Origin of the sequence: Microbacterium proteolyticum (genome assembly GCF_029639405.1) — a bacterium.
In the GTDB taxonomy this organism is placed as follows: domain Bacteria; phylum Actinomycetota; class Actinomycetes; order Actinomycetales; family Microbacteriaceae; genus Microbacterium.
This window is the reverse complement of record NZ_CP121274.1, coordinates 3,334,302-3,347,908: the sequence shown is the minus strand read 5'-3', so window position 1 is coordinate 3,347,908 and position 13,607 is coordinate 3,334,302. Positions and strand designations below refer to the sequence as shown.

Here is a 13,607-nt window from a genome sequence, read left to right as displayed (position 1 = left end):
CGCGTACCCTGGCGCTCGACTCTGGAGGTGCGGATGCCGCTCGTCGACATCGTGTTGATCGTGCTCCTCGCGCTCGCGCTCATCGTGGGCATCGCGCGAGGCTTCCTCGCCACGATCGGCTTCTTCGCCGGCCTCGCCCTGGGCGGGATCGCCGCGTACTGGCTCATCCCGTACGTCGGGCAGTGGGTCGTGGACTCGACCTGGCGCGGTGCGGCGATCGTCGCCGCGGGCGTGCTCCTCCTCCTGCTCGGCGCGGCCCTCGGCACCGCGGTCGGGAACGCGCTCCGCCGCGGGGTCGATCGCATCAAGCTGCGCGTCCCCGAGCGGATCCTCGGCGGCATCGTGAACCTGGCCGCCGCCGCCCTCGCGCTGTCCTTCTTCGCGGGCACGCTCACCACCGCCGGCATCCCGGTCGTCTCCGCAGCCCTGGCCTCGTCCACGGTGGTTCGGACGATCGACTCGATCACCCCCGACCCCGTGCGCGCCGCGCTCGCCGAACTCCGCGGCACGGTGTTCGCCGACGGCATCCCGCGTCTCGGTCAGCTCATCCAGATCGGTCCCGTGCCGAGCGCGCCCGCCATCGCGCTGGACGACCCGGCCCTCACGCAGGCGGCGCAGTCGGTCGCGCGCATCACGGGCACGGCGTACGCGTGCGGCATCACGGCGAGCGGATCCGGCTTCGTGGTCGCGGACGACCGCGTCGTCACCAACGCGCACGTCGTCGCCGGCGTCGACGCCCCGCTCGTGGAACTTCCGGGTCGAGAGGCGCAGGAGGGGCGCGTCGTCTACTTCGACCCGATCGACGACCTCGCCGTGATCGCGGTCGACGGCTTGGATGCCACGCCCCTCCCGATCGTTCCCGCGCTCGCCGTCGGGTCGGCGGCGGTCGTGCAGGGCTATCCGTACGGCGGACCGTTCACCTCCGGGAACGCCACGATCCTCTCCGAGGGCACCGTGCCGGTCCCCGACATCTACGGCGACCAGTCCGCGCCGCGCGAGATCTACGCGCTCGGTGCCGTGGTGCGTCCGGGCAACTCCGGCGGACCGCTCCTGACGCCCGCGGGCGAGGTCGCCGGCGTGGTCTTCGCGCGGTCCGAGACCGACGACGACGTCGGCTACGCCATGACCCCCGCCGAGCTCGACCCCGTGCTGGCGCAGCTCGGGTCGCTGACCGGGCCCGTGGCATCCGGGAGCTGCACGACCCGCTGACACGCTGACGGGCTGTGGAGGTGCGCCGCCTCGGATATGCTGGCGCCCACAAGTCCACACCGGCCCCATGATCGATGCGGGAGAGCTCCGGCGAACGCAGCCGGGCACCGAAGGAGCAAGCCTCCCCGCCAATCTCTCAGGTACGCGTACCGCGTCGATCGGGCCACTCTGGAAAGAGACCCGGGTGCAACCGGCCGGGTCCGCCGACGGTGAAAGCCCGCGTCCCCCGTGACGCCCGGGCGAAACTCTCAGGCTCATGACAGAGGGGGAGTTCTCAGACGTCGACCGGCGTCTGACCGTCCTTGCGAACGGCAGAACTCATGACCGACACCCCCGCTCCACCGCGCTCGTCTCCGCTGCACGACCGGCACGAGGCCCTCGGCGCCTCGTTCACCGACTTCGGCGGGTGGAACATGCCCGTGCGGTACACCTCCGACCTCGCCGAGCACCGTGCCGTGCGCGAGGCCGCCGGGCTCTTCGACATCTCGCACATGGCCGAGTTCTGGGTCCACGACGGTCGCGCCGCCGAGTTCCTGGACTACGCGCTGGCGGGCCGGGTCTCGACGATGAAGATCGGCAAGGCGAAGTATTCGCTCGTGCTCGCGGAGTCCGGCGGAATCGTCGACGACGTGATCGTCTACCGCACCGGCGAGAAGTACTACCTCGTCATCGCGAACGCGGGCAACCGCGACGCGGTCGCCGCCGCGTTCGCGCGGGCGCGGGAGACGTGGTCGGCGGCCCAGGCGTTCCTCGACGGGCCGCCCCCGGGTGGCGAGTACGCGGTGGTGTCCGGAGGTGGCGCCCCCCTGGTCGAGGACGTCACCGACCACGTCGCACTGGTCGCGCTGCAGGGGCCGCGGGCCCGCGGCATCCTCGAATCCGTCGCCGCGGTGACGATCCTGGGCACGCCGCTCGACGAGCTCGGCTACTACGCCTTCACCGAGGGCACCTTCGACGGCGACTCGCTCTTCATCGCGCGCACCGGGTACACCGGCGAGGACGGGTACGAACTGCTCGTGCCCGTGCGGCGCGCCGCGGACCTGTGGGACGCCGTCCTGGATGCCGGTACCCCGGCGGGTCTGATCGCCTGCGGCCTCGCGGCCCGCGACACGCTGCGGCTCGAGGCCGGCATGCCCCTCTACGGCCACGAGCTCTCGCGCGACGTCGCTCCGGCGCAGGCCGGCCTCGGCCGCGTCGTCGCCGTGGACAAGCCCGCGTTCGTCGGCAAGGACGGCCTCGCCGCAGGACCCGCCGACGCCCCCGTGCTGGTGGGCCTCGTGTCCGAGGGCAAGCGCGCCGGTCGCGCCGGCTACGCGGTGCTGCACGGCGACGACACCGTCGGCGAGATCACCAGCGGAGCGCTCAGCCCCACCCTCGGCCACCCCGTGGCCATGGCCTACGTCTCCCCGGCCGCGGCCGAACCCGGCACCACCCTGACCATCGACGTCCGAGGGACACGCATCCCCGCGACCGTCACCGCCCTTCCCTTCTACCGGAGGAACGCATGACCGACCTGACCGCACTCCGCTACACCTCCGAGCACGAATGGATCGCCGTCGACGGCGACGTCGCCACCGTAGGGATCACCGATTTCGCGGCCGAGAAGCTCGGTGACGTCGTGTTCGTCGACCTTCCCGCCGCCGATGCGGCCGTCGCCGCGGGCGACGTGTGCGGCGAGATCGAGTCGACCAAGTCGGTCGGCGAGCTCTACGCACCGCTGACCGGCACCGTCGTGGAGGTCAACGACGCGGTCGTCGACGACCCCTCGCTCGTCAACGCCGACCCGTTCGGCGACGGCTGGCTCGTCAAGATCCGTCTCGACGGCGATCTCCCCGGCGATCTGCTCGACCGCGCCGCGTACGAGGACCTCACGGCATGAGTCTGACCACCGCTGCCCGAACGGATGCCGCGGCCCCCGCCGCCTTCACCGATCGCCACATCGGCATCGGCGCTCACGACCGCGCCCGCATGCTCGAGGTCGTCGGGTACGACAGCGTCGAAGACCTTGTCGAGACCGCCGTGCCGGCATCCATCCACGTCCGTCCCCGCGAGACCAGCGACCTGCCCCCGGCCGCCACCGAGGCCGAGGCGCTGGCGGAACTGCGCGAACTCGCCTCGGCGAACCGCTCGGCCCGGCCCCTGATCGGTCTCGGCTACTACGACACCTTCACGCCCTCGGTGATCCAGCGGAACGTGCTGGAGAACCCGTCGTGGTACACCGCCTACACGCCGTACCAGCCCGAGATCTCGCAGGGCCGACTGGAAGCGCTCATCAACTTCCAGACCATGGTGACCGACCTGACCGGCCTCGCGACGGCGAACGCGTCGATGCTCGACGAGTCCACCGCGGTCGTCGAGGGCATGCTCGTCGCCCGCCGCGCGTCGAAGGCGAAGACCGACGTCTTCCTCGTCGACGCCGATGCGCTGCCGCAGACCAAGGCGCTCCTCGCGCACCGCGCCGCCGCCGTCGGCATCCGCCTCGTCGAGACGACGTACGACGGCGAGGTCCCCGAGAGCTTCGGCGCGTTCGTGCAGTACCCCGGGGCCACCGGCCGGGTGTGGGACTTCTCCGACGTCGCGTCGGCCGTGCACCGTCACGGCGGTCTCGTCGTGGCGGCGGCCGACCTGCTGGCCCTGACGCTGCTCCGTTCCCCCGGGACCCTGGGCGCCGACGTCGCCGTGGGGACGACCCAGCGCTTCGGCGTGCCGCTCGGCTTCGGAGGCCCGCACGCCGGATACATGGCCGTGCGCACCGGCCTCGAGCGGCAGCTGCCGGGTCGGCTCGTGGGGGTGTCGGTGGATGCCGCGGGCAACCCCGCCTACCGACTGTCGCTGCAGACGCGCGAACAGCACATCCGTCGCGAGAAGGCGACGTCCAACATCTGCACCGCCCAGGTGCTCCTGGCCGTGATGGCGGCGATGTACGCCGTGTACCACGGCCCCGACGGACTCCGCGCGATCGCGACGCGGGTGGCGCGGACCGCCGACGCCCTGGCATCCGCTCTTGCGGCCTACGACCTGCACCTCGCCGCTGACGCGTTCTTCGACACGGTCCGCGTCCATGTTCCCGGTCGGGCGCAGGACGTCGTCGACCGCGCGCGCGAACGCGGCTACCAGCTGCTGTGGGTCGACGACGCCACGGTGGGCGTCTCCGTCGACGAGACGACGACGGATGCCGACGTCGCCGCGATCGTGGCATCCTTCGGGCTGCCCGTGGAGGACCTGCCCGCGGGCGAGGCGTTGCGCGGCGTTCCGGAGCGGCTGCACCGCGACGACGAGTTCCTCACCCACCCCGTCTTCCACGCGCACCGGAGCGAGACGGCGATGATGCGCTACCTCAAGACGCTCGCCGACCGCGACTACGCCCTCGACCGGGGCATGATCCCGCTCGGCTCGTGCACGATGAAGCTGAACGCCGCGACCGAGATGGCGGCGGTGTCCTGGCCCGAGTTCTCGCGCGTGCACCCGTTCGCGCCCGAGGCCGACGTGCACGGCTATCTCGCGATGATCGAGCAGCTCGAATGCTGGCTGGCCGAGGTCACCGGGTACGACGCGGTCTCGCTGCAGCCGAACGCCGGCTCGCAGGGGGAGCTCGCGGGGCTCCTCGCCATCCGCGGCTACCACCACGCGAACGGCGACACCGCCCGCACCGTGTGCCTCATCCCGTCGTCGGCGCACGGCACGAACGCGGCCTCCGCGATCCTCGCCGGCATGCGCGTCGTCGTCGTCGCGTGCGACGAAGCCGGCAACGTCGACCTCGACGACCTGCGGGCCAAGATCGCGCAGCACGCCGACGAGCTGTCCGCCCTGATGATCACGTACCCCTCGACCCACGGCGTGTACGAGCACGACGTGCTCGAGATCACGCAGGCCGTGCACGACGCCGGTGGCCAGGTCTACGTGGACGGGGCGAACCTCAACGCGCTCCTCGGGTTCGCCCGATTCGGCGACCTCGGCGGCGACGTGTCGCACCTCAACCTGCACAAGACGTTCGCCATCCCGCACGGCGGGGGAGGGCCGGGCGTCGGCCCGGTGGCCGCGAAGGCCCACCTCGCACCGTTCCTGCCGTCCCACCCGTTCGCCCAGCGCGCGGATCACGCCGGCGGCGTGTTCGACGGCGGACCCGTGTCGGCCGCCCCGTACGGCTCGGCCGGCATCCTGCCGATCTCCTGGGCCTACGTGCGGATGATGGGCGCCGAGGGTCTCCGACAAGCGACTGCGGCCGCCGTGCTGTCGGCGAACTACATCGCCGCCCGCCTGCGCGCGCACTACCCGGTGCTGTACGCCGGCGAGGGAGGGCTCGTGGCGCACGAGTGCATCCTCGACCTGCGCCCCCTCAAGGAGCAGACCGGGATCACCGTCGACGACGTCGCCAAGCGACTGATCGACTACGGCTTCCACGCCCCGACGATGTCGTTCCCGGTGGCCGGCACCCTGATGGTCGAGCCGACCGAGAGCGAAGACCTCGCCGAGCTCGACCGGTTCGTGGATGCCATGATCGCGATCAAGAACGAAGCCCTCGCGGTCGCCGCGGGGGAGTGGCCCGCCGACGACAACCCGCTCGTGAACGCCCCGCACACCGCGGAGGCGGCCGTCGCGAACGAGTGGCCGCACGCGTACCCGCGCGAGACGGCGGTGTACCCGCAGCGCTCGCTCGTCCGCGGCAAGTACTGGCCGCCGGTGCGCCGGATCGACCAGGCGTACGGCGACCGCAACCTGGTCTGCTCGTGCCCGCCCCCGGAGGCGTTCGCGTAGCGGCGCGGGGCCCGGGGCGGCCGCCGAGCGGCCGCGAGACTGCATCTGCCTGACATCCCCACTGCAGGCTGCAATGGAGATGTCAGGCTCGTGCAGTCTCGCGGACCTCGGGGATGCCTCGGTCGTTGCGTCACGGCACATGGTCAGCGGTCGGAGCGGAGGAGGCGCCGGAGGCCCGCCAGCTGAGAGAGATCAGGAGGGGAAGTCGGCGTGAGGCCGGCGGACAGCAGGATGTCGCGGAAGGCCGACGGGTCGACAAGGTCCGCCCACGACCAGTGCGCCACCGTTCGCGCGCCGTGCCGGCGCAGCCGGCGGTCCCGCTCCTCCCGCGCACGCAGCATCGCTCCCGGATCGCCGAACCTGCCGTGGTACTTGAGGTGACCGTCGGCCTCGCCGGCCACTCGGGCCCCCGGCCACCACATGTCCGTACGATCGCCATCGTCGTCCGAAGATCCGATCCAGTGCTGAAGTTCGGGGGCGGGGAACCCCCACCACTCGGACGCTGCGCGGCTGACCGACTCCAGCGCGGACTCCGCCGCGCCGTCGGCTCGTTGCAGCGCCCAGCGCGCTCGACGGCGCCCTCGAGCGGAAGCGCGTTCTTCGTTGAGTGCCGCCAGCACGGCGGGGGCGATCGCCTCTCGGCGCATCGTGGCATCCGCTGCCACGAGACCCGCGGCCGGATGGCGAACGCGAGCGATATCGATACACGTGTCGGCCGGAGAGGTGAGCAGGACGCCGCTCACGTCCTTGACCACTCGGTCATCGTGAGCACTGGTATGGACGTGGACGCCGGTGACGCGGCGTGATGTCGCCGCGTCATCCGCGAGCACATGAACAGCCTCGACCGGCCCCACAACCGGCAGCCCCCACATCATCGCCGCCGACTCGAGGCACAGAACGGCATCGGGATGCCGAAGGAGGTGCGCGTGCACGCGGGCGAGGTCGCGTTCCCACCAGGGGAGCCCATGCCAGTCGTTCGCCGCCGCGTACACCCCGCGCAGGACGGGCACGACCTCGCCCCGGCGGATGCTCCGCGTCGAGTGCGTCAGATCCGTCGCGCGCAGCAGCGGTATCGGTGCCGCGCTCAGTATCGATGTCACGATCTCAGGCTGTGGCATCCCCGTCTGGTCTCCGTTGTTGTCCACAGCCGCCGGGCGCGCTCACCTCCGTGTGGAGGAGGGGCCTCGTGCCGGCGCCAGTCGCCGAGACTGCATCTGCCTGACATCTCCACTGCAGGCTGCAATGGGCATGTCACGCACGTGCAGTCTCGCGGCCTCCGGTGCGGCCACCGGGCCGGCGGGGCCCGGGCCGGCGGGGTCGGGGCCGGCCCCCGCCCCGGCCGCTCCGGGGAACCCACAGGGTGCATTGGGTAGGGTGCCCCTGTGCACCTCGGGCAGTACCAGCAGAACACGATGACCTCGCGACGCCGCCTCGTCAGGCTGGCCGTCCTCGGCACGGCCGCGGCGGTCGCACTGGCGGGCTGCTCGGCCTCCGATCCCGCCCCGCAGGAGGAGCCCCCCGCACGGACGACCCTCACGCTCGGCGTGGTCGGCACTCCGACGAGCTTCAACTCCGAGTCCATCCACGGCGACACCGTCGCCAACCGCGCGATCGCCGCGCTTCTGGACGAACACCTCGGCACCCTCGACGGCGAACTCCAGGTCGTGCCCAATGACGGCCTCGGCCGCATCACCCGTATCGAGGGCGACCCGCTGACCGTCAGCTACGAGCTCTTCCCCGACCGGGTCTGGTCGGACGGCACCCCGATCACGCTCGACGACCTCATGTTCGGCTGGGCCGTCTCCTCGCACTACTTCGACGATGCGACGTACGACGAGACCGGTGCTGTCGTGTCCGGCACGCGGTACTTCGAGACGGCGGACCTGCCCGACCCCAACGCCCGCACGTCGCGCCCCACGCTGGACCGCGCCGCCGACACCCTGACCCTCACCTACGACGAGCCGTTCGCCGACTGGAACCGGCAGTGGCTGCTCGACCGTCCGGTGCACGTCGTCGCAGCGAAGGCGGGCGTGACCGTCAAGGAGCTGATGACGGCGATCCTGACCACAGCCGAGGGGGACCCGTCCGCCCCCGTCGCCCCGAACCCCGTGCTCGCCGCCGCGGCAGCCGCGTGGAACACCGGTTTCGACGCCACCGGTGGTGCGCTGGACCCCGCATCGGCCGTGGCATCCGGGCCGTGGACGATCGGCGAAGCCACCAGCACGTCGATATCGCTGGTGCGGCGCGACGATTATCAGGGCGGCCACTACCCGGCGCTCGAGGGCGTGACGATCCGGTTCTTCCCCGATCAGGCGTCGCAGGTGGCGGCGGTCGCGGCCGGCGAGGTCGACGTCGCCAACATCGGCGAGCCGGACGCGACCGATCTCACGACGCTCGCCGACGCCGGCGTGACCGTGACGACGGGACCGACGGCTCAAACCCTCCAACTGCGGTTCACCGACACGACACCGAACGCGCTCCGTCAGGCGATCAGCCTGTCACTGGATCGGGATGCCATCGTCGAGGAGGCGCTCGGGGAGGTCCGTCCCGACGCGCGCCCCCTGCAGTCGTTCCTGTCGTCGCCCGCGACCGGGCCCACCTATCGGCAGCTGACGTCCGGTAACGGCGCCCCCGGGACGGGGAGCGACGTCGGTGCCGCACGATCGGCGCTGGACGACCGACCGGCCGTGCTCCGTGTGGCGTACGACGCGACCGATCCGGTGTCCGCGATCGTGTTCTCGCAGATGGTGAGCATGGGGGCCGAGGCGGGCATCGCGGTGCGTGCGGCGACGGACACCGACATCGCGGATGCCACCCTCGCCTGGGTCGGAGAGGACGAGAGCCTCTACCGCTCGGCGCGCGACCGTCTGGCCGAGGGCGTCACAACCGTCGACGCCGAGAAGACGTTCGACCAGATGACGCGGGACACAGACCCCGTCGACGTCCTGGCCGCCGCGAAGGAGATCGATCAGGCCCTCTTCGAGGCCTACGCGGGTGTGCCCCTGCTCGAGCGCACGGGTGCGGTGGCGGTCGGCAAGGGTGTCGGGGGAGTGACGTACACCTCGGAGCCGAACGGCGTCCCGCCGTCCTTCTGGACGTGGACGCCGCCGGCACCCTGACCCGACAGGGACATGCTCACGACGTCGCACTGGGCGACGGCGAGGGCGACGGGGGAGCGAAGACGCCGGGCCACCAGGCGGCGGCGAGCGGGTACCCGACGAAAGCGATCACGTCGATGAGCGTGTGGGCCACCACGAGCGGCATGACACGCCCCCAGCGCCGGTAGCACCAGCCGAAGACCAGGCCCATGACGACGTTGCCGAGTGCCGACGGCCAGCCCTGATAGAGGTGGTAGCTTCCGCGCAGGAGCGCCGTCGCGACGATGATCGTCGTCCAGGACCATCCGATCCGCCGCAGGCGATCGAAGAGGTAGCCGAGGAAGATCACCTCTTCCGTGAGGCCCGCGCGCAGCGCCGCGAGGACGAGCAGGGCGATCACCCACCACGACGAGTCCAGCGGCGCCGGCACGACGGTGATGCTCTGGCCGAGGAGCCGGCCCACAGCATAGACCCCGATCCCGGGGACCCCGATGAGGGCCACGAGGGCGAGGCCCCGGAGGACGTCCGACCCGAACCGTCGGAAGTCGAGACCGATGCGTCGGAGCGCGTTGTCCGCGGGCTCCCACAGGAGGTAGATGGCTAGGGCGACGAGCGCGAGCGAGAAGAAGATGCCGAGAAACTGATAAACCGCGTCCCAGAACGGCTCGTCGCTGCGGGAGGGGTTCAGTTGCGTCTGCTGCTGTGAGATCGGTGCCCGCGTCGCGGCACGGACGAAGGCCACGACGGAGTAGATCGCCGACTGACCGACACTCACCAGAAGGACGAGCGCGATCTCCCACGGGAGTCTTCGACGGCGGAAGGCATCTTGTTCGATTCCGGGATCGAACACGCCCAGGGTGCGCGGCATGTTGTCAGATTGCCACATGGGACGGGCTTCGAATTAAAGGTATGTAACGGTTTCCCCAGGAGTTTTGACCAACGCAGAGCGTTTACCTATCGTTTCCGTATCTACGGCCCCCCGCTGTCCCGGCAGTTCCGGGGTGCCGTCAAACCTTGCACAGGAGGCAAAGTGTCTGAAAAGACTCGGCGCACGCGCGCCCTGGCGGCGGGAGCAGGTGTCGCCGTTGCGGCGCTCGCGCTCGCCGGCTGCACCACCACCGCCACGCCCGACGCGGGCGCGAGCAGCGGCGGTACCATCACCATCGCCACGACCAACGCGTTCACCTCGTTCAACGGCGACACCCCCGAGGCGAACCTGGACACCAACGGCATGGTGGGCTACCTCACCGGTGTCAGCGGCGGCCTCGGCCTCGGTGGCTTCCAGCGCCTCGACAAGGACTTCAGCGTCCTCGACAACACCGACTTCGGAACGTACGAGAAGATCTCGGACGACCCGCTGACGGTCAAGTACACGATCAACGAGGGCCTCACCTGGTCCGACGGCGAGCCCATCAACGCCGACGACATGCTCGTCAACTGGGCCATCAACTCGGGCTACTACGACGACGCCAAGCTCGACCCCGCCTCTGGCGAGGTCACCAACGGCGGCACCCAGTACTTCACGCTCGCCGGCAGCACCGCGGGTCTGGACACCACCGCGTTCCCCGAGATCAGCGACGACAACATGTCGATGACCCTCGTCTACTCGAAGCCGTTCGTGGACTTCGAGCTCGTGAACCCGATCGGCAAGCCCGCCCACGTGCTGGCCGAGAAGGCCGGCGTCTCCGAGGCCGACTTCATCACGCTCCTGAAGGACACCCCCAAGGGCAACCCCGAAGCGCCCGTCGCCCCCAACGCGACGCTGAAGGCCGCGGCTGACTTCTGGAACACCGGCTACGACGTCACGGCCATGCCGACCGACCAGAGCCTCCTCGTCGCGAGCGGTCCGTTCATCGTGACCGACTTCACCCCCGAGCAGAGCATCACGCTGGGCAAGAACCCCAACTACAAGGGCAGCATGTCGCCCAAGTACGACCAGCTGATCATCCGCTTCATCGGTGACGCCAACGCGCAGGTCACGGCCCTCCAGAACGGCGAGGTGCAGGCCATCCAGCCGCAGGCCTCCGCCGACACCCTGACGGCGCTCGAGAACGCCAACGCCACGGTCCACTCGGGCAGCCAGCTGTCGTACGACCACGTCGACCTGAGCTTCGGTGGCGTGTTCGCCGACGCGAACGTCCGCGAGGCCTTCCTGAAGACCATCCCGCGTCAGCAGATCCTCGACTCGATCATCAAGCCGGTCAACCCCGACGCCGAGGTGCTCAACTCGCAGATCTTCCTGCCGACGGACGGCGATCAGTACACCACGGCCGTCGCGGCCAGTGGCTACGACGCGTTCACCGAGCCCGACATCGAGGGTGCCAAGGCGCTGCTCGCCGGTGCGACCCCGACGGTCCGCATCCTCTACAACACCAACAACCCCAACCGTGTCGACAGCTTCCGCGCCATCCAGCAGTCGGCGCAGCAGGCGGGCTTCAACATCGTCGACGCCGGTTCGCCCGACTGGAGCTCGCTCCTGGGCAGCGGCAGCTACGACGTGTCCATCTTCGGATGGATCTCGCCCGGCGCCGGTAACGCGGCCCTCCCGCAGATCTTCAAGAGCGGCGGCGGCGGAAACTACAACAACTACAGCAACGCCACCGTCGACACGCTCGTCGACGAGAGCCAGGTCACGACCGACCCGGCGCAGCTCGCTGACATCAAGGTGAAGATCGACGCAGAGACGGCCAAGGACTTCTACGGTCTGCCGCTGTTCCAGCTCCCCGGTCTCTTCGCCGACAACGGCACCGTCCAGGGCATCGACTACTTCGGTGGCCAGACGGGCATCGTGTGGAACGCGCAGGAGTGGACGCTCGCGGGTTGATGACCCGCTGAATCCCTCGTGAGGCGCCGGAGTCGCTCGGCTCCGGCGCCTCACTTCGTCTGCGCGCGGTGCACCCCACCCCGGTGCATGCGCGACTATCCTTTCCTGGGCGCCCACAGGCGTCCGTCACCCGATCGAAAGAAGTCCTCCCGCGATGGTCGGATTCATCCTCAGGCGCATCGCCGTCTCGATCCTGGTCCTCCTGGCAGCGTCGTTCATCATGTACGTGCTGGCCGCCAACTCCGGCGACCCGTTGCAGGACCTGCGCGACAGCTCCGCCGCCAACCGCGATCAGCTCATCGCCGCGCGTGTCGCGGCGCTCGACCTGAACGTCCCCGTTCCCCTCCGTTACTTCCTCTGGCTCGGCGGTGCCGCCGGCTGCCTCATCCCATTCGCCGGCACGTGCAACCTCGGTCTCACGATCTCCAACGCCGCCGTCCTCGACATCCTCCCGACCGCCATCGGGTCGACCCTCCAGCTCGTCACAGCGTCGTTCGTGCTGGCCATCGTCCTCGGCATCGTGGTGGGCGTCGTCTCCGCCCTCCGCCAGTACAGCGGGTTCGACTTCGGCATCACGCTGCTGAGCTTCTTCCTCTTCTCGCTGCCCTCTTTCCTGGTCGCCGTGCTCCTGAAGGAGTTCATGGCCCTGGGCTTCAACAACTTCCTGGAATCGGCCACGGCCATCCCGATCTGGCTCATCGTCCTGCTGGGCGTGATCGCGGCCGTCGTGTGGCAGGCCATGATCGGTGGAGACACCCGCCGGCGTCTCATCGTCGCGGGCTCTGCGGGCCTCGCGACCGTCGCCCTGCTGGTGTACTTCAACCTCACCGACTGGTTCCGGAACCCGGGCCTCGGCCCGGTCGGGCTCCTTCTGCTGATCGCGGGCATCGTCGTCATCACGACCGCCCTCATCGCCGGTCTGCGAAACCGTCGGGCGCTCCTCGTCGCGGCGCTCAACGGTGCGATCGCCTACATCTGCTACTTCGCCCTGCAGGGTCTGTTCGACATCTCGACCTTCGCGACGATCATCATCCTCGGTGTCGTCGCCGTGGCGGTCGGTCTCGTCTCGGGATACGTCCTCGGCGCCCCCGACCGCGGGATGGTCGCGCGCATCGGCGGGCTGGTCGCCTTCCTGTCGGGTGCCCTCGTGGTGCTCGATCGCTACATGCAGTCGTGGCCGCAGTACGTGAGCAACCCGCGCATCAACGGCCGACCGATCGCCACGGTCGGTGCCGGCACCCCCGGGTTCACCGGCGACATGTGGATCACCGGAATCGACACGTTCACCCATCTCCTGCTGCCGACGATCTCGCTGCTGCTCATCTCCTTCGCCGGCTACACGCGGTACGCCCGCGCCGGAATGCTTGAGGTGATGAACCAGGACTACATCCGCACGGCACGCGCGAAGGGCCTGCCCGAGCGCACGGTCATCCTGCGCCACGGCCTGCGGAACATGCTCATCCCGATCGTGACGCTCGTCGCCACCGACGTCGGCGCGCTCCTGGGTGGCGCCGTCATCACCGAGAGGGTCTTCGCGATCTCGGGAATGGGCGCACTGTTCGTCACCTCGATCCAGCGCGTCGATGTGAACCCCGTGATGGGGTACTTCCTCGTCATCGCCATCACGGCGATCGTGTTCAACTTCCTGGCAGATCTCGCCTACGCCACGCTCGACCCCCGCGTGCGAGTGGTCGCATGATCGCCGCCGTCCGAATCCCGGA

General features: G+C 70.1%; 9 protein-coding genes and 2 riboswitches. Of the genes, 7 read left to right on the top strand and 2 right to left on the bottom strand.

Annotated elements, in window-relative coordinates:
* The first annotated feature begins 33 nt into the window (after positions 1 to 33).
* The 4 genes from P8R59_RS16805 to gcvP all read left to right on the top strand — a co-directional run bounded on the left by P8R59_RS16805 (position 34) and on the right by gcvP (position 5,964).
* Positions 34 to 1,209, top strand: coding sequence for a MarP family serine protease (locus P8R59_RS16805; RefSeq protein WP_278101995.1), 1,176 nt, complete (start codon positions 34 to 36; stop codon positions 1,207 to 1,209).
* Positions 1,210 to 1,276: 67 nt separating this feature from the next.
* Positions 1,277 to 1,371, top strand: a riboswitch (glycine riboswitch).
* Positions 1,372 to 1,482: riboswitch (glycine riboswitch) on the top strand.
* A 47-nt stretch (positions 1,483 to 1,529) separates the two neighbouring features.
* Positions 1,530 to 2,717, top strand: a complete 1,188-nt coding sequence (locus tag P8R59_RS16800) for a glycine cleavage system aminomethyltransferase GcvT (RefSeq protein WP_278101994.1) — start codon at positions 1,530 to 1,532, stop codon at positions 2,715 to 2,717.
* Complete coding sequence (gene gcvH / locus P8R59_RS16795) at positions 2,714 to 3,088, top strand: glycine cleavage system protein GcvH (protein WP_077051803.1); 375 nt, start codon at positions 2,714 to 2,716, stop codon at positions 3,086 to 3,088. Before P8R59_RS16800 ends, gcvH begins: the two co-directional genes overlap by 4 nt.
* Positions 3,085 to 5,964 (top strand): aminomethyl-transferring glycine dehydrogenase, encoded by a 2,880-nt coding sequence (gene gcvP / locus P8R59_RS16790; protein WP_278101993.1) that lies wholly within the window; start codon positions 3,085 to 3,087, stop codon positions 5,962 to 5,964. Before gcvH ends, gcvP begins: the two co-directional genes overlap by 4 nt.
* Before the next feature lie 143 nt (positions 5,965 to 6,107).
* Here the strand turns inward: gcvP and P8R59_RS16785 are convergent, their stop codons facing one another.
* Complete coding sequence (locus P8R59_RS16785; RefSeq protein ID WP_278101992.1) at positions 6,108 to 7,064, bottom strand: hypothetical protein; 957 nt, start codon at positions 7,062 to 7,064, stop codon at positions 6,108 to 6,110.
* Positions 7,065 to 7,346: 282 nt separating this feature from the next.
* Here P8R59_RS16785 and P8R59_RS16780 point away from each other — a divergent pair, with 282 nt between their 5' ends.
* Positions 7,347 to 9,083: an ABC transporter substrate-binding protein gene (locus P8R59_RS16780; protein ID WP_278101991.1), complete on the top strand. Its 1,737-nt coding sequence runs from the start codon at positions 7,347 to 7,349 to the stop codon at positions 9,081 to 9,083.
* Between the two features lie 16 nt (positions 9,084 to 9,099).
* Here P8R59_RS16780 and P8R59_RS16775 read toward each other — a convergent pair whose 3' ends face one another.
* Complete coding sequence (locus P8R59_RS16775; protein ID WP_077051800.1) at positions 9,100 to 9,930, bottom strand: CPBP family intramembrane glutamic endopeptidase; 831 nt, start codon at positions 9,928 to 9,930, stop codon at positions 9,100 to 9,102.
* A gap of 162 nt (positions 9,931 to 10,092) precedes the next feature.
* Here P8R59_RS16775 and P8R59_RS16770 point away from each other — a divergent pair, with 162 nt between their 5' ends.
* Together P8R59_RS16770 and P8R59_RS16765 are read left to right on the top strand one after the other, a co-directional pair.
* Positions 10,093 to 11,886 carry an ABC transporter family substrate-binding protein gene (locus P8R59_RS16770; protein ID WP_278101990.1) on the top strand — a complete coding sequence of 598 codons (1,794 nt, stop codon included), beginning with the start codon at positions 10,093 to 10,095 and terminating at the stop codon, positions 11,884 to 11,886.
* A 154-nt stretch (positions 11,887 to 12,040) separates the two neighbouring features.
* Positions 12,041 to 13,585 carry an ABC transporter permease gene (locus tag P8R59_RS16765; RefSeq protein ID WP_077051798.1) on the top strand — a complete coding sequence of 515 codons (1,545 nt, stop codon included), beginning with the start codon at positions 12,041 to 12,043 and terminating at the stop codon, positions 13,583 to 13,585.
* Positions 13,586 to 13,607 lie beyond the last annotated feature (22 nt).

What these genes read in the sequence shown, in the direction of transcription:
- P8R59_RS16805 (WP_278101995.1), top strand. Translation starts at nt 34, where the DNA reads ATGCCGCTCGTCGACATCGTGTTGATCGTGCTCCTCGCGCTCGCGCTC.
- P8R59_RS16800 (WP_278101994.1), top strand. Translation starts at nt 1,530, where the DNA reads ATGACCGACACCCCCGCTCCACCGCGCTCGTCTCCGCTGCACGACCGG.
- gcvH (WP_077051803.1), top strand. Translation starts at nt 2,714, where the DNA reads ATGACCGACCTGACCGCACTCCGCTACACCTCCGAGCACGAATGGATC.
- gcvP (WP_278101993.1), top strand. Translation starts at nt 3,085, where the DNA reads ATGAGTCTGACCACCGCTGCCCGAACGGATGCCGCGGCCCCCGCCGCC.
- P8R59_RS16775 (WP_077051800.1), bottom strand. Translation starts at nt 9,930, where the DNA reads ATGCCGCGCACCCTGGGCGTGTTCGATCCCGGAATCGAACAAGATGCC.
- P8R59_RS16765 (WP_077051798.1), top strand. Translation starts at nt 12,041, where the DNA reads ATGGTCGGATTCATCCTCAGGCGCATCGCCGTCTCGATCCTGGTCCTC.